This is a genomic window from Lysobacter sp. ESA13C (genome assembly GCF_019970005.1).
GTDB classification, from domain to species: domain Bacteria; phylum Pseudomonadota; class Gammaproteobacteria; order Xanthomonadales; family Xanthomonadaceae; genus Lysobacter; species Lysobacter antibioticus_B.
Genome location: NZ_JAHXYK010000012.1, coordinates 1 through 15,674, shown reverse-complemented (window position 1 = coordinate 15,674; position 15,674 = coordinate 1). Strand labels below are relative to the sequence as shown.

Genomic DNA, 15,674 nt, shown 5'->3' with positions numbered 1-15,674 from the left:
GGCGCCGTCGTGGACGGCGCGTCCGCAGCCGCGGACAGGCGATGGTGAGCGGACAGTGTGGCCAGTCGTACCCGCCGGCGCCAGCACCGCCGCGGCAACGGTCAGTTGCGGCAAAGTCGCGCCCGCTTCGCAGCCCCGTCACGCGCGCTGCGCTGCGGCGACCATCCTGCATCGATGCGAGGTATCGTGATCGGGCCGTCGCCCCTGCGGCGCGATCCGCGGGGCGGCGTTCAGACATTCGAGGGAGCGCGGGATCGTGGTGGCAAGCAACGAGGTCCAGGACGGCATCGGCACAGCCGACGGCGGCAACACGCACAGTGCGACGGTGCCGCCGGCAGCGCCCGCGCTGGCGCCGCTGCCTTATCACGCGGCCCTGGTCGCGTATCTCAAGCGCGCCGAAGCCGAGGTTTGGGCCTGGGCGTCCTCGCTCAGCGTGCAGGCCCAGCACGCCCAGGAACTGCGCGCCGAACTGTTGCGCAAGACCTACCGCCTGACGCCGGAATCGCACCCGCAGGCGCATGCGATCTGCGCCACGGTCATGCAACGGCTCGGCATCGAGGCGGCGACGACCCTGTACCAGGCCAGCGACGGCGCGATGGGCGCCAGCCTGTGGTACCTGCCCGGCGAAGCGCATGTGGTTCTGCAAGGGCCGGTGCTCGAACGTCTCGACGCGACCGAACTGAGCGCCTTGCTCGGTCACGAGCTCGCGCATTACCGGCTGTGGGCGCTCGACGGCGGCGACTACTACAGCGCGCAGCGCATCCTCGATCACTGTATGGCCGACCCTCAGGCCGCCGCCAGCCATGCCGAGAGCGCGCGCCTGTACAGCCTCTACACCGAGATCTACGCCGACCGCGGCGCGGCGATCGCCGCGCAGTCGGCGACGCCGGCGATCGCGATCCTGGTCAAGGTGCACACCGGCCTGGGCAGCGTCGATCCGGCGGCCTACCTGCGCCAGGCCGAGGAGCTCGAATCGACCGACGGGCGCCGCTCCGAAGGCCATTCGCATCCGGAAAGCTATCTGCGCGCGCAGGCGGTCGAACGCTGGTGGCATGGAGCCGCCGATACCGATGCCTGGCTGCGCCGGCGCCTGCAAGGCCCGCTGTCGGCCGATCGTCTCGATCTGCTCGACCAACTCGCATTGAGCGCGCTGACCCGGCGCTTCATCGCCCGTCTGCTGCGGCTCGAAGCCTTGGGCGGCGAACTGGGGCAACAGCAGGCACGCGCCTATTTTCCCGATTGGGGTGCCGACGAAGCGGTCGCCAGCGACGATGAACTGAGCGCCGAACGTATCGACGACAGCGTGCGCCGTTACCTGCACTGCGTGATGCTGGATTTCGCCCTGATCGACGAAGCGCAGCGCGAAGCGGCGGTATTCGAGGCGGCGCGCCTGGCCGAAACGATGGGCGGCCGCAGCGAGTTCATTGCTGCGCTCAAGCGCGACGCGGGGCTCGGAAAACGCGAACTCGACAAGCTCGCGCGCCGCCTCGACAAGGAACCGAGCGCATGAACGAGCCCGTGAACGAAGCGGTAAACGGACCGGCGAACGAACCGGCCCTGCCGACGCAAGCGAGCAGCCTGCGTGCGGTGGTCGAAGCCCAGTGCGGGGCCGGGCTGGCCACTGACGACGTTTTGTTCCTGGCCTTGCCGCTGTTCCGTACGGTCGCGCAGTTGCATGCGCACGGACGCGTCGCCGCGCTGGGCGCCGACGATATCGTCCAGGTCGCCGGCCAGGGCCTGAGCCTGCGCGCAGCCGACGGACGCCTGCCGCGGCTCGAACTGGACGCGATACGACGCCTGCAACCGCCGCCGGGCTCGACCTTGAACATCGTCGGCGAGTTGCGCGTCACCCAGGACGCCGCACACGGCGCACGGGTCGAGAACCTGCAAACCCAGCGCGATGCCGGGCAGCCGATCGAGCATCCGGTGTACCTGCCGGGCTATACCTCGTGGGAACTGGCGCTCGGCCATCACGACGAAATCGGCGACATCTTCCAACTCGGGCAAGTGCTCGCCAGCCTGGCTTGCGGGCTCGACTTCGACGACGGCGACGACCTGGAACTGTTCGCCGCGCAACGGCAGAACCTGTTCCGCATCAACCCGCGCCTGAACCCGGTGCTCGCCGCGATCGTGGTCGAGATGACCGCCCTGAATCGCCACGAACGCGCTACCGACCTGGCCTCGATCGTGCGCCGCCTGGAGACTTATCGCGATCAGCCGGTGGGCCTGGATGTCGAGCGCGTCCTGTCCGGCGCCCAGGGCGAGGTCTCGCGCCGCGTCGCGGTGCTGTCGCATCTGCGCGACCGTTTGTTCGACCTGTCGCGGCGCAATCGCCTGCTTCAGTTCCGCCCGACCCAGGCCAGCGTCAACCTGACCATCGCCAGCGTGCCGATCGTGCTGCAGCTCGGCAGCATCCGTCCCGAACAGCTGTGCACCTGGAGCGGCGAGTTCGCCGACGAGGTGATCGCGGGCAAGGCGGTCAGCCTGCATCGCTGGCTGCGTTTCGAAGACCAGCCGTATCTGCCGGGCGCGCTCGACCGCATCGCCCAGGAAACCCGGCGCGACCGCGCCGAGTACGGCTTCAGCCATCTGCGCCTGGTGGTCGCGTTCCTGCGCTGGCACAACCTCAAGGAAGATCCCGAACAGCGCATGGTCTCGCCGCTTTTGTGGCTGCCGGTCGAGCTGGTGCGCAAGAAGGGCGTGCGCGATCAGTACGTCATCCAGTGCGAAGACGGCGAAGCCGAGTTCAACCCGGCCCTGCGCCATTACCTGCGCCAGCTCTACGACATCCGCCTGCCCGAGACCGTCGACCTGCAGAAGGTCTCGCTGGAATCGATCCATGCCGATCTGGCCGCGCAGATCCGCGCCTCCGAGCCCGGGGTCGAGCTGCGCTTGCAACGCAAGCCGGCGATCGAGCTGATCCGCCGCAAGGCGGTGCAACGCCTGCAGCAGTATCAGCGTCGCAGCGGCGGACGCGTGCGCAGCGACGGTCAGCGCCCGGACTTCAGTTACGAACGCGACGACTACCGTCCGCTGGGTTTGGCCTTGTTCCGCCAGCACGTCCAGCCGAGCCCCTTGCCGCTGCGCGGCGCGGTCGGTGCGGCCCCGACGCCGACCCCGCTGCACATGAGCGCGAATGCGGACGAAGTCGAGCACACGACTTACGCCCTGCAGGACGACAACGGCCATGCCTATGCCTGGGATTTCGACCTGACCCAGGTCACCTTGGCCAATTTCAACTACCGCAAGATGTCGTTGGTGCGCGATTACGCGCAACTGATCGAAGAAGGCGCCGCCAACCCGGCCTTCGACAAGGTGTTCTCGATCGAGCCGCGCGAGGTCGACATCGCCGCGCCGCCGCCGATCGCGCCGGCGGAGCAGTGGAACGTGATCGCCAGCGACGCCACCCAGACCGCCGCGGTGGCCTTGGCCCGCGGCGGCCGCAGTTTCATCATCCAGGGGCCGCCCGGCACCGGTAAGTCGCAGACCATCACCAACCTGATCGCCGACTATGCCGGCCGCGGCCAGCGCGTGCTGTTCGTGTGCGAGAAGCGCGCGGCGCTGGACGTGGTGTTCCATCGTCTCAAGCAGGCCGGCCTGGATGAGCTGTGTTGCCTGATCCACGATTCGCAGACCGACAAGAAGGCCTTCGTGCAGAACCTGCGCGAGGGTTACGAACGCTGGGTCGCCCAGCCGCATCAGCACGAGCACCTGAGTCAGTCGCGCGCCGCGAGCCTGGATGAACTGGCCGCGCAACTCGGCCGGATCGAAGGCTTCGAGCGCGGCATGGCGCAGATGCCGGAACGCTTGGCCTGCAGCGTGCGCAGCCTGTTGCGGCGTTCGATCGAGCTGCCGCCGATGCAGGCCGAGATCGGTGCGGCCGAACGAGAGCGTCTGCCCGACTACGCGGTGTGGGAGCGCAATCGCGAATCCGGCGAGCGCTTGCGCGCCTTGCTGCAGGAGCGCTTCGGCCTCGATCGCCTCGCCGGTCATCCGTTCGCGCGCCTGTCGGCGGGTCTGCTCGGCGACGAACGCGCCTATGCACAGACCGTGGCCTGCCTCGACGAGTGCGAGCCGCTGCTCGACCGCCTCGATGCCGCATTCGAGGACGAGAGCAGCCTGTTGAATCCTCAGCGGGGTCTGGCCGACGCGGTGCAGGCGTCGTCGATGGCCCGGCGACTGCGCGATGCCCGATTGGCGGCGCATCCGGATTTGCTCGATGCCGGTTCGACCGCAAGCGCGCAACTGCGGCGCGAGCGCGACGAACTCGACGGCCTGGACCGGCGCCGCGCCGAAGCCGGGCAGGGCACCGTGCACTGGCGCGCGCCGTTCTCGGTGCAGGACACCGAGGCGGCCCTGGCGATCGCGCGCCGCGACGAAGCCTCGCTGCTGCGCTGGCTCAAGCCGTCGTGGTGGCGCCTGCGCGGCGTGCTGTCGCGCAGCTACGACTTCGCCCAGCACGCGGTGCATCCGAGTTATAGCCAGGTGCTGCAGGCCAAGGCCGCTCACCATCAGGCGGACGCGGCTTATGTGCAGGCCGAAGAGCGCCTGCGCGCACGCCTGGACACGCCCGCGGCGGCCGCCTGCCTGGCCACGCTCGACCAATGGACCAGCGCGTCGGCGGCCTCGCCGGTGCTGCGCGAGTTGCTCGAACGCTTACGCGCGGCGCCGGACCCGCTCGCCCATGCCGCCCGCGAAGCCGAGTACGCCGCCCCGCTGGTGCGCCTGCAGGAGATCGTCGACGGTCGCCTCGACATGCCGAACAACGTAAGTCTCGGCGAGCTGGCGGAATGGACCCGCGACCTGCGCGAGAGCCTCGACGATTTGCCGGATTTCCTGCCGTCGCTGCGCGCGGTCCATCAGGCCGGTCCGGCCTATGCGCACGCCATGCAGCAGGTCGACCTGCCGGCACCGCAACTCGAAGCCCTGATCGCCGACGAGGCGCTGGCCCGCTTGTACCGCGAGCAACCCGAACTCGCGCGCTTCGACGGCCGCGCCCTGGCCGATGCAGCGCAGCGCGTCGCCCGCGCCGAGCGCCAGCTGCTCGAGCGCAATGCCGCGGTGGTGCGGGCGACCCTGCACCGCAGCTTTCTCGAACACGTGCGCCAGTCCTCGCTGTCGGCCAGCCAGCTCGACAGCGACGGCAAGCTGTTCAAAAAACGCTACGCGACCGGCCGGCGCGAGCTCGAGCACGAATTCGGCAAGAGCATGCGTTACCGCTCGATCCGCGAACTCGCCGGCGGCGATACCGGGCTGGTCGTCAACGACCTGAAACCGATCTGGCTGATGAGCCCGTTGTCGGTATCCGACACCTTGCCGCTCGCCGCCGATCTGTTCGATGTGGTGATCTTCGACGAAGCCAGCCAGATCCCGACCGAAGAAGCGGTGCCGGCGCTGAGTCGCGCGCGCCAGGCGGTGGTGGTCGGCGACGAGATGCAGCTGCCGCCGACCAGCTTCTTCTCCGCGGCCGGCGACGAGGACGACATGCAGGTCGTCGCCGAAGAGGACGGCGAGCGCATCGCGATCAATCTCGACGCCGACAGCCTGCTCAACCAGGCCGCGCGCAACCTGCCGGCGACCTTGCTGGCCTGGCATTACCGCAGCCGTCACGAGGCGCTGATCAGTTTCTCCAACGCCGCTTTCTACGATGGCCGCCTGATCACCATCCCCGATCGCCGGCTCGATGCGCGCGTCGACGAGTCCCTGAGCGTACGCGCCGCCGAAGCGCAGGCCGCGGTGGCCGGCGTCGACGCGCTGCTGGCGCGGCCGATCAGCCACCACCGGGTCGAGGACGGCGTCTACGCCAACCGCTGCAACCTGGCCGAGGCGCGCTACATCGCCGGTCTGGTGCGCGAGCTGCTGCGCCGCGAGACCGGCCTGAGCCTGGGCGTGGTCGCCTTTTCCGAAGCGCAGCAGGGCGAGATCGAATCGGCGCTGGAGGCCTTGGCGGCCGAAGACGCCGACTTCGCGATGCGCCTGGAGCGCGAGTACCTGCGCGAAGACGACGACCAGTTCTGCGGCTTGTTCGTCAAGAACCTGGAAAACGTACAGGGCGACGAACGCGACCTGATCCTGCTGAGCATCTGCTACGCGCCCGGCGCCGACGGCCGTATGTTGATGAACTTCGGTCCGATCAACCAGCGCGGCGGCGAGAAGCGCCTCAACGTGATCTTCAGCCGTGCCAAGCACCGCATGGCCGTGGTCAGCACGATCCGCGCCGACGCGATCACCAACACCCACAACGACGGCGCCGCCGCCTTGCGCGCCTTCCTGCAGTTCGCAGAGGCCAGCGCGCGCGGCGAATCCGAACGCTCGCAGACCGTGCTGGGCGCGTTGAACCCCGGCGCCGAGCGGGCCTTCGCCAGTGCGCCGAAGCGCGACGCCTTCCGCGCCGCGCTGTTGCGCGCCCTGCGCGAACGCGGCCATGTCGTCCACGAACATGTCGGGCGCTCGCAGTTCCGCTGCGACCTGGGCATCGCCGACCCGGGCGGCGAAGGTTATGCGCTGGCGATCCTGCTCGATGCGCCCGATGTCGACGGCGAGGCGGTGCCCGTGGACGTGCGCGAACGCTATGTGTTCCGCCCCGGCATCCTGCGCGCCTTCGGTTGGCGGGTGATCGACCTGCCATCGAGCGAGTGGTTGCGCAACCCGCAGGCGATGCTGGAACGCATCGAAGCCAGCATGCAGGCCGATCAGGGTGCGGCCGAGGAAGCGCCGGCCGCTGATGCAGCCGTGGCCGACGATACCGCCAGCAAGGTCGAGACCGTTTCGATGCCGATGGACACGGCTGTGCCGGAGGCGGCCGTGTCGACGCCGACGGCCGCACCGGTCCTGCGCGAGTTCCTGCTGCAACAGGGCAGCTCGAACAAGTTCTGGCGCATCGGTCAGTACGAGGGCGAGATGACCGTGGTGTTTGGCCGGGTCGGCACGCGCGGGCAAACACTGATCAAGCAGTTCGACACGCCGGAACGCGCCGAGCGCGAAGTCATCAAGCTGGTCGAGGAAAAGCTGCGCAAGGGCTATACGGAGGCCGCGCTGGGCTGAGCCGATGGAACGCTCCGATCCGCTGGTGCGGCACGGAGCCGGTTGAACCTCATCGGTTCAGGCCGCATCGTGAAGGTTCATTCCAACCGCCTCGTGCGCAGCCTTCCCATGACCCAGCCCGCCTCCAACCCGACGCCGCGCGTCAAGATCGACTTCGTTTCCGACGTGGTCTGCCCCTGGTGCGCGGTCGGCCTGAAATCGCTGGAGCAAGCCATCGCCCGGATCGGCGACGAGGTCGAGGTCGAACTGCATTTCCAGCCGTTCGAACTCAACCCGCAGATGGCGCCCGAAGGCGAGAGCATCGACGAGCATCTGGCGCACAAATACGGCCTGACCCCGCAGCAGCTCGCCCAGAACCGCGATGCCCTGCGCCAGCGCGGCGCCGCGGTCGGTTTCGAGTTCAACGCGCGCGACCGCATCTACAACACCTTCGATGCCCACCGTCTGCTGCACTGGGCCGCCACCGAAGGCGCCGCCCAGGAACACGCGCTCAAGAACGCCCTGCTCAAGGCCTATTTCACCGACAGCCAGGACGTGTCCGCCCACGAAGTCCTCACCCGCGCCGCCGCCGAAGCCGGTCTCGACGGAGCCCGCGCACGCGCGGTGCTGGCATCCGACGAATACGCCGACGACGTCCGCGAGCAGGAACGCTTCTACCAGAGCCAGGGCATCCGCGCCGTGCCCTCGGTGATCATCAACGACCGCCACCTGATCCAGGGCGGCCAACCGGTCGAACAGTTCGAAGCCGCGCTGCGGCAGATCGCGGGCTTGCCCGTGTCCGGCAAGGCCTGATCGCCAGCGTTATCGGCGGACAGGGGCGCGATGGCGCCCTTGTTCGTTGTGGTTCGTCGAATCCTCCGGCAGCGCCATCCCGTTCGCTATCGGGGATGGCGTTGTCGTTATCACCATTACCGCCAGCATCGTTGATTCAAGCTCAATCCCGATTCCTGGGGTGGGATGCGCCGGGTTGAGCGAGTCTGCCAAGGTTGCACCGGTCATCGAAGTACCGTCGGCTTGTGGCGAGGGCGTATGCCATCAAGCCTTGTCTTGATCCCGTCCGATCCGTAGCATGCGCCTCGCGATCAACAGGGTCGCATCCCCTCTTTGCCAGCCACGGCTCCGCGCCTGCCAGCTTCTTTTTTCGTTGTCCGGGGGCTAGGGCGAGACACCCGCATACCGATAGGCTTCGTCGGCAGTGGCCCAAGACGGATTGCGTAGTGCGCCTACGTTCCATCAACTACTACCTGTTGCTCATGCTTGGCGTAGCCACGGCTACGGTCGTGCTGTCCATTGCGAGGACGCTCTACTACTTTGCGATCGATCGGCAGCCCGAAATGTCGCCGATGATGTTCATTCTCTTTGCGCCTATCGTGGCTTTGCCTTTCATGTTCATCGCCGCACTCGCCGAGTTCGTAGCACGACGATTCCTGCCGCAGTGGAAGCAACCGAGTCGGTCGTGGTCTTTCTTGATCGGCGCGTCCTACACCTCGCCGCTGTTCGGGCTGATCGACACGCGCTTGCTCGTGCTCTGTCTGTTGATCAATCCCGTCGTCATGCATGTCCTGCTCGCGCGGCGCGAGCGCGCTGACGCGCTCGACCGTTCACTGAGTTGATGGCTCACCGCCGGCAGTCGCCCGCGGTCCCGCGTCACGGCGTCCGATGCCGGCATGTCTGCTTCGCCCGCAATCCGGCCTTTGCCGACTCGGCCGAAAGCCCAAGCCCTCCCGATCGCTCGGCCTTGCCGAATGAGCGCTTTCGGCGCTGCTTTGCACAAAAACGCGCCGGAAGCCCGAAAAACGCATGGAAAACCCGCCTGAACGGCGTTGGGGCGGCTTGACCTGAGTCGGCTTAAAAAAGAGAATGATCGTTCATTCTTTGAAGTGGCCGCGGTCCGTCCGACCGCCACAACGTCCTGAGGCTCCCCCATGCCGTCGCGCAAGTCCATGTCCTATAAGGCAATTCTCACCGTTTCCGTACTCGCCCTGGCGCTCGCCGCCTGCGGCAAGGGCGGCGATCAGCAGGGCGGTCCCGGTGGTCCCGGCGGCCAGAAGGGGCAGGTCACGGTGGTGACCCTGAAGCCCGAAACCATCACCCTGACCCGCGAACTGCCGGGGCGCACCAGCGCCTCGCTGATCGCCGAGGTCCGGCCGCAGGTCAACGGCATCGTCGAGAAGCGTCTGTTCACCGAAGGCGGCCTGGTCCGCGCCGGGCAGCCGCTGTATCAGCTCGACGACAAGACCTATGCCGCCGATCTCGAAACCGCGCGCGCCACCCTGGCGCGCGGCGAAGCGGCGTTGAACTCGGCGCGTCTCAATGCGCGCCGCTCCAGCGACCTGGTCAAGATCGACGCGGTCAGCAAGCAGGACGACGAAACCGCGGTCGCCACGCTCAAGCAGAGCCAGGCCGACGTGTCCGCCGGCCGCGCTTCGGTGCAGAGCGCCAGCGTCATTTTGGGCCGTGCGCGCATCACTTCGCCGATCGGCGGCCGCATCGGCAAGTCCGCGGTGACGCAGGGCGCGCTGGTCACGGCCAACCAGGCCGAACCGCTGGCGGTGGTGCAGCAGCTCGACCCGGTCCACGTCGACATCAGACAGTCCAGCGCCGAACTGCTCGCCCTGCGCAAGCAGATCGCCGCCGGCACCCTGACCGAGGCGACCACGCCGGTGACGATCCTGCTCGAAGACGGCAGCAAGTACCCGCTGGAAGGCAAGCTGGCGTTCTCGGAAGTCACCGTCGACGAAGGCACCGGCAGCTTCCTGCTGCGCGTGGTGGTGCCGAACCCCGACAACATCCTGATGCCCGGCATGTACGTGCGGGCCCTGGTCGGTACCGGCGTGCGCCAGAACGCGTTGCTCGTGCCGCAGCAGGGCATTTCGCGCGATCCCAAGGGCGCGGCGACCGCGATGGTCGTCAACGCCAAGGGTCAGGTCGAGCCGCGCGAGGTCCAGGTCAGCCAGGCCATCGGCGACAAGTGGCTGGTCGAAGGCGGCCTGAAGGCCGGCGACAAGGTCATCGTCGAAGGCCTGCAGAAAATCGGCCCCGGCATGCCGGTCGACGCGACCGAAAAGGGCGCAGCGCCGGCCAAGCCGGCCGCGGCCGCCGCCGCGCCGAAGCAGTAATCGGAGAAATTCATGGCACGGTTCTTTATCGATCGCCCGATCTTTGCCTGGGTCCTGGCGATCATCATCATGCTCGGTGGCGCGATTGCGATCACCCAGCTGCCGATCTCGCAGTACCCCACCATCGCGCCGCCGACCGTATCGGTGAACGCGTCCTACCCCGGCGCCTCGGCTAAGGCCGTCGAAAACTCGGTGACCCAGATCATCGAGCAGAACATGAAGGGCATCGACGGCCTGATGTACATGTCGGCGACCAGTTCGTCCGACGGCCAGTCCGGCGTCACTCTGACCTTCGAAAGCGGTACCGACCCCGACATCGCCCAGGTGCAGGTGCAGAACAAGCTGCAGCTGGCCACGCCGTTGCTGCCGCAGATCGTGCAGCAGCAGGGCGTGAGCGTGTCGAAGGCGAACTCGGCCTTCCTGCTGGTGATCGGCTTCGTGTCCGAAGACGGCAGCATGAGCGGCGCCGACATCGCCGACTACGTCGCCGCCAACCTGGTCGATCCGCTCGCCCGCGTCGACGGCGTCGGCAGCACCCAGCTGTTCGGCACCAAGTACGCGATGCGCATCTGGCTCGACCCGGACAAGCTCAACACCTACAAGCTGACCCCGACCGACGTCATCAACGCCCTGCGCGCGCAGAACGCCCAGGTCGCGGTAGGCCAGCTCGGCGGCACGCCGTCGGTGAAGGGCCAGCAGCTCAACGCCACCGTCACCGCGCAGGACCGTCTGCAGACGGCCGAACAGTTCCAGAACATCGTCGTGCGCGCCAACAGCAGCGGCGCGGTGTTGAAGCTGTCCGACGTGGCCCGGGTCGAACTCGGCCAGGAGGACTACAGCACCATCGCCCGCTTCAACGGCAAGCCGGCGACCGGTATCGCCATTTCGCTGGCGACCGGCGCCAACGCGCTGGCCACCGCGCAGGCCATCCAGGCCGAGCTCGAGCAGCTCAAGCCCTCGTTCCCGCAGGGCCTGAAGGCGGTAACGCCGTTCGACACCACGCCGTTCGTGCGCGTGGCGATCGAGGAAGTGGTAAAGACCCTGCTCGAAGCGATCCTGCTGGTGTTCCTGGTCATGTACCTGTTCCTGCAGAACTTCCGCGCCACCCTGATCCCGACGATCGCGGTGCCGGTGGTGTTGCTGGGTACGTTCGGCTTGCTCGCGCTGTTCGGTTATTCGGTCAACATGCTGACCATGTTCGCGGTGGTGCTGGCGATCGGCCTGTTGGTCGACGACGCCATCGTCGTGGTCGAGAACGTCGAACGCGTGATGAGCGAAGAAGGGCTGTCGCCCATCGAAGCCACGCGCAAATCGATGGACCAGATCACCGGCGCGCTGGTCGGCATCGGCCTGGTGCTGTCGGCGGTGTTCGTGCCGATGGCCTTCCTCGGCGGCGCGACGGGCGTGATCTATCGCCAGTTCTCGGTCACCATCGTCTCGGCGATGGCGCTGTCGGTGCTGGTCGCGATCGTGCTGACCCCGGCGCTGTGCGCGACCATGCTCAAGCAGATCGAGAAGGGGCACCACGCTTCCGACAAGGGCTTCTTCGGCTGGTTCAACGACAAGTTCGACCGCGGCAACAAGAAGTACCAGGGCGCGGTGCACGGCATCGTCACCCGCACCGGCCGCTTCATGATGGTGTTCGCGGCGATGGCGGCCTTGATGGCGGTGTTGTTCTTCCGTCTGCCGTCTTCGTTCCTGCCGCAGGAAGACCAGGGCTTCTTGTTCACCATCGTGCAGGCCCCGGTCGGCGCCACCCAGGAACGCACCGGCGAAGTGCTCAAGAAGGTCGAAGAGCAGTTCCTCGGCGACAAGGCGGTGGACTCGCTGTTCACCGTGCAGGGCTTCAGCTTCGCCGGTAACGGCCAGAATGCCGGTATGGCGTTCTCGCAGCTCAAGTCGTGGGAAGAGCGCGAAGCGACCTGGGGCGACCGCTGGCGTTGGTTGACCAGCTTCGGCAAGACGCCGATGCCGGACAACAGCGTCAACGCCGTGGTCGGCCGCGCCATGGGCAGCTTCATGCAGATCAAGGACGCGTTCGTGTTCGCGCTGGCGCCGCCGGCGGTGTTCGAACTCGGCAACTCCAACGGCTTCGTGTTCTACCTCAAGGACAACGGTGCGCTCGGCCACGATGCGTTGGTCGCCGCGCGTAACCAGTTCCTCGGCGCGGCCGGTCAAAGCGCGCTGCTGCAGAACGTGCGTCCGAACGGCATGGAAGACACGCCGCAGTTCCGCGTCGACGTCGACAACCAGAAGGCTTCGGCCCTGGGCCTGAACATCGCCGACATCAACTCGACCCTGCAGGCGGCCTGGGGCGGCCAGTACATCGACGACTTCGTCGACCGCGGCCGGGTCAAGCGCGTCTACATCCAGGCCGATGCGCCGTTCCGCATGGCGCCGACCGACTTCAACCGTTGGTACGTGCGCAACGACAAGGGCGAGATGGTGCCGTTCTCGGCGTTCGCCACCACCCGTTGGGAGTTCGGTTCGCCGCGTCTTGAGCGCTATAACGGCGTTTCGGCGCTGGAAATCAACGGCGAAGCCAAGCCGGGCGTGAGCTCGGGCGAGGCGATGGCCGAAGTCGAGAAGCTGGTCGCGCAACTGCCGGCGGGCATCGGTCTGGAATGGACCGGCCTGTCGTACCAGGAGCGTCAGGCCGGTGCGCAGACGCCGCTGTTGTACACGTTGTCGTTGCTGATCGTGTTCCTGTGTCTGGCCGCGATGTACGAAAGCTGGGCGATCCCGACCTCGGTGCTGCTGATCGCGCCGATGGGCATCCTCGGCACCGTGCTGGCGACCTGGATGCGCGGCATGGAGCGCGACGTCTACTTCCAGGTGGCGATGCTCACTACCGTGGGTCTATCGAGCAAGAACGCGATCCTGATCGTGGAGTTCGCCAAGGAAAACCTCGAGAAGGGCATGGACCTGATCGCGGCGACCCTGGCCGCGGTCGGCGACCGTCTGCGCCCGATCATCATGACCTCGCTGGCATTCGGTCTCGGCGTGTTGCCGCTGGCGTTGGCGAGCGGCGCGGGTTCCGGCGCGCAGCGCGCGATCGGCACCGGCGTGCTCGGCGGCATGGTCGTGGGCACCTTCCTGGGTATCTTCTTCGTGCCGCTGTTCTTCGTGGTGGTCGAGAAGCTGTTCGTGAGAAAGAAGAAACATGCGGCCAAGGACATCCCTGCGCCTTCGCAGCCTGCCGCGGAAGGAGCGCAGAGCCATGAATAAGTTCGCTACCCATGCCCTGGCGCTCGCGGTGACGTTGGCCATGACCGGCTGCGTCAGCCTGGCGCCGAAGCTGCCCGCCGCCGATGCGGCGATCCCGGGCGAGTGGCCGTTGCCGCCGACCACCCAGGCGTTCGCCGGCACCGCGCCGGCGGCCGTCGGGTCGACGACATCGGCCGACCCCGCGACGGCTTCGGCCGTCGCGGTGGCCGACATCGGCTGGCGCGACTTCTTCGTCGACCAGAACCTGGAAGACCTGATCGGCCGCGCCCTCGACAACAACCGCGATCTGCGCGTGGCCGTGCTCAACGTCGAGAAGGCGCGGGCGCAGTACCGCATCCAGCGCGCCGACCGCCTGCCCGCGGTCGGCGTCAGCGCCGAGTTGCAGCGCAGCGGCGGCGACAACCGTCAGGTCAGCGACGTCTACACCGCCGGTGTCGGCATCGCCAACTTCGAGCTCGACCTGTTCGGCCGCGTGCGCAGCCTCAGCCAGGCCGCGTTGCAGCGTTACTTCGCCGAAGAGGAAAACCGCCGCAGCGCCCAGCTCAGCCTGATCGCCGAAGTCGCCAACGCCTACCTGACCCTGGCCGCCGACCGCGAGCTGTTGTCGGTGTCGGAAGCGACCTTGAAGAATCAGCAGGCCGCCTACGATTTGACCGAGAAGCGCCGCGAACTCGGTGCGGTGTCGGGGCTGGAAGTCAGCCAGGCCCGCACCCAGGTCGAGACCGCGCGCGCCGATGCGGCGCGCTACGCCGGCCAGGTCGCGCAGGACATCAACGCGCTCAACCTGCTGGTCGGCGAGCCGGTCGATGCGGCCTTGTTGCCGCAGCGCCTGACCGACGGCACCACCGGCATCGGTGCCTTGCCGGCCGGCCTGCCTTCGGAAGTCTTGCTGCGTCGCCCCGACGTGCAACAGGCCGAGCATCTGCTGCGTGCGGCCAACGCCAATATCGGCGCCGCGCGCGCCGCGTTCTTCCCGTCGATCAGCCTGACCGGCCTGCTCGGCAGCTCCAGCAACGAGCTGTCGGGTCTGTTCGACTCGAACACGCGCGTGTGGACGGTCAACCCGGTGGTCAACATCCCGATCTTCCAGGGCGGCAAGCTGCGCGCCGGGCTGGGTTCGGCGAAGGCCGACCAGGGCATCGCGTTGGCCCAGTACGAGAAGGCGATCCAGTCCGGTTTCCGCGACGTCGCCGATGCGCTGGCGCTGACTGCGACCCTGGCCGAACAGCGCCAGGCGCAGGAAGCCCTGGTCGAAGCGGCGACCCGCGCCGACCAGTTGTCGACCGCACGCTACAAGGCCGGCCGCGACAGCTACCTCAACCAGCTCGATGCGCAGCGCACGCTGTATGCCGCGCAACAGGGCCTGGTGTCGACGCGCCGGGCCGAACAGGCCAATCGCGTCACGCTCTACAAAGTCCTTGGAGGTGGCTGGAACGAGCGCAGCCAATGAGCACCCCGGGCAAGCCCACCGCCAAGGCCGAGGCGCGCGCGCTGGCTCAGCGCGAGCGCATCCTGACCGCGGCCCAGAAATGCTTCGTCGTGCATGGTTTCCATGCGGCGAGCATGGCCAATATCGCCGATACGGCCGGCATGAGCGCCGGCCTGATCTACCGGTATTTCAAAGGCAAGAACGACATCATCCTGGCGATCATCGAGCGTCAGCTCGAAGAGGCGCGGGCCGATATCGCCAAGCTGCACGCGACCAGCGACCTGGTGTCGGGCATCGCCGAAGTCTTCCAGCAATGGCAGGCCAACGATCCCAACATCACCAGCGCCGCCTTGTTCCTGGAGCTGACCGCCGAGGCGACGCGCGACGAGGAAATCGCCGCCGCCACCCATGCCTCGGACCGGGTGTTCCGCTCCGATCTCGCGGCCTGGTTCGCGCGCAGCGCCAAGGACGGCGGTCTCGGCATTCCGAAGGCCGCGGTCGATACGCGGGTGTTGATTCTGCAATGCCTGATCGAAGGCCTGGCGATGCGGGCGATTTCGCAACCCGACCTCGACGTGGAACAGGTGAAGACGGCGTTGGATCAGTTTCTGCCTAGCCTGCTGACGGCATGAATCGGATTGCCGAAGATTGAGTGGTTAAACGTCGCCAGTTGGCGACGGTGCGAAAGGCCGCCTTCGGGCGGCCTTTTTGTTTGCGATGGAGCGAATGCGCGCCGTCGCCTTTCGGCAATGGCGCCGACCATGCTGTTGCGCAGCGATCGGCTACTGCGCGGTCGCGGCTCGCGCCGCTCCTACCCAGCAACTGCGCAAGCAAAGGGTAGGAGCGGCGCGAGC

The 15,674-nt window shown here is 67.4% G+C and carries 9 protein-coding genes; 8 read left to right on the top strand and 1 reads right to left on the bottom strand.

What is annotated here, in order from left to right:
* Positions 1-256: 256 nt before the first annotated feature.
* The 8 genes from LC490_RS20270 (at position 257) to LC490_RS20235 (ending at position 15,452) form a co-directional block, all read left to right on the top strand.
* Positions 257-1,510: a hypothetical protein gene (locus LC490_RS20270; RefSeq protein WP_223621382.1), complete on the top strand. Its 1,254-nt coding sequence runs from the start codon at positions 257-259 to the stop codon at positions 1,508-1,510.
* Positions 1,507-7,044 (top strand): AAA domain-containing protein, encoded by a 5,538-nt coding sequence (locus tag LC490_RS20265; RefSeq protein WP_223621381.1) that lies wholly within the window; start codon positions 1,507-1,509, stop codon positions 7,042-7,044. The genes LC490_RS20270 and LC490_RS20265 overlap by 4 nt, the downstream gene beginning before the upstream one ends.
* Positions 7,045-7,152: 108 nt before the next feature.
* On the top strand, positions 7,153-7,836 hold the full coding sequence (locus tag LC490_RS20260; RefSeq protein ID WP_223621380.1) for a DsbA family oxidoreductase: 684 nt from the start codon (positions 7,153-7,155) through the stop codon (positions 7,834-7,836).
* A 425-nt stretch (positions 7,837-8,261) separates the two neighbouring features.
* The gene (locus tag LC490_RS20255; protein ID WP_223621379.1) at positions 8,262-8,657 is read left to right on the top strand and encodes a hypothetical protein; all 396 of its coding nucleotides are present in this window, start codon (positions 8,262-8,264) and stop codon (positions 8,655-8,657) included.
* A gap of 330 nt (positions 8,658-8,987) precedes the next feature.
* Complete coding sequence (locus tag LC490_RS20250; protein ID WP_223621378.1) at positions 8,988-10,163, top strand: efflux RND transporter periplasmic adaptor subunit; 1,176 nt, start codon at positions 8,988-8,990, stop codon at positions 10,161-10,163.
* 12 nt (positions 10,164-10,175) lie between these two features.
* Positions 10,176-13,391 carry an efflux RND transporter permease subunit gene (locus LC490_RS20245; protein ID WP_223621377.1) on the top strand — a complete coding sequence of 1,072 codons (3,216 nt, stop codon included), beginning with the start codon at positions 10,176-10,178 and terminating at the stop codon, positions 13,389-13,391.
* Entirely contained in the window at positions 13,384-14,841 is a 1,458-nt protein-coding gene (locus tag LC490_RS20240; RefSeq protein ID WP_223621376.1) for an efflux transporter outer membrane subunit, read from the top strand. Before LC490_RS20245 ends, LC490_RS20240 begins: the two co-directional genes overlap by 8 nt.
* Positions 14,838-15,452: a TetR/AcrR family transcriptional regulator gene (locus tag LC490_RS20235; protein WP_051884589.1), complete on the top strand. Its 615-nt coding sequence runs from the start codon at positions 14,838-14,840 to the stop codon at positions 15,450-15,452. Before LC490_RS20240 ends, LC490_RS20235 begins: the two co-directional genes overlap by 4 nt.
* Here LC490_RS20235 and LC490_RS20230 read toward each other — a convergent pair.
* Positions 15,433-15,674: hypothetical protein (locus LC490_RS20230; RefSeq protein ID WP_223621375.1), on the bottom strand; the 242-nt coding region annotated here is incomplete at its 5' end. The genes LC490_RS20235 and LC490_RS20230 overlap by 20 nt on opposite strands.

Excerpts from the sequence above, each read along its gene's own strand:
- LC490_RS20240 (WP_223621376.1), top strand. The coding sequence starts at position 13,384 with ATGAATAAGTTCGCTACCCATGCCCTGGCGCTCGCGGTGACGTTGGCC.
- LC490_RS20260 (WP_223621380.1), top strand. The coding sequence starts at position 7,153 with ATGACCCAGCCCGCCTCCAACCCGACGCCGCGCGTCAAGATCGACTTC.
- LC490_RS20265 (WP_223621381.1), top strand. The coding sequence starts at position 1,507 with ATGAACGAGCCCGTGAACGAAGCGGTAAACGGACCGGCGAACGAACCG.
- LC490_RS20235 (WP_051884589.1), top strand. The coding sequence starts at position 14,838 with ATGAGCACCCCGGGCAAGCCCACCGCCAAGGCCGAGGCGCGCGCGCTG.
- LC490_RS20245 (WP_223621377.1), top strand. The coding sequence starts at position 10,176 with ATGGCACGGTTCTTTATCGATCGCCCGATCTTTGCCTGGGTCCTGGCG.
- LC490_RS20250 (WP_223621378.1), top strand. The coding sequence starts at position 8,988 with ATGTCCTATAAGGCAATTCTCACCGTTTCCGTACTCGCCCTGGCGCTC.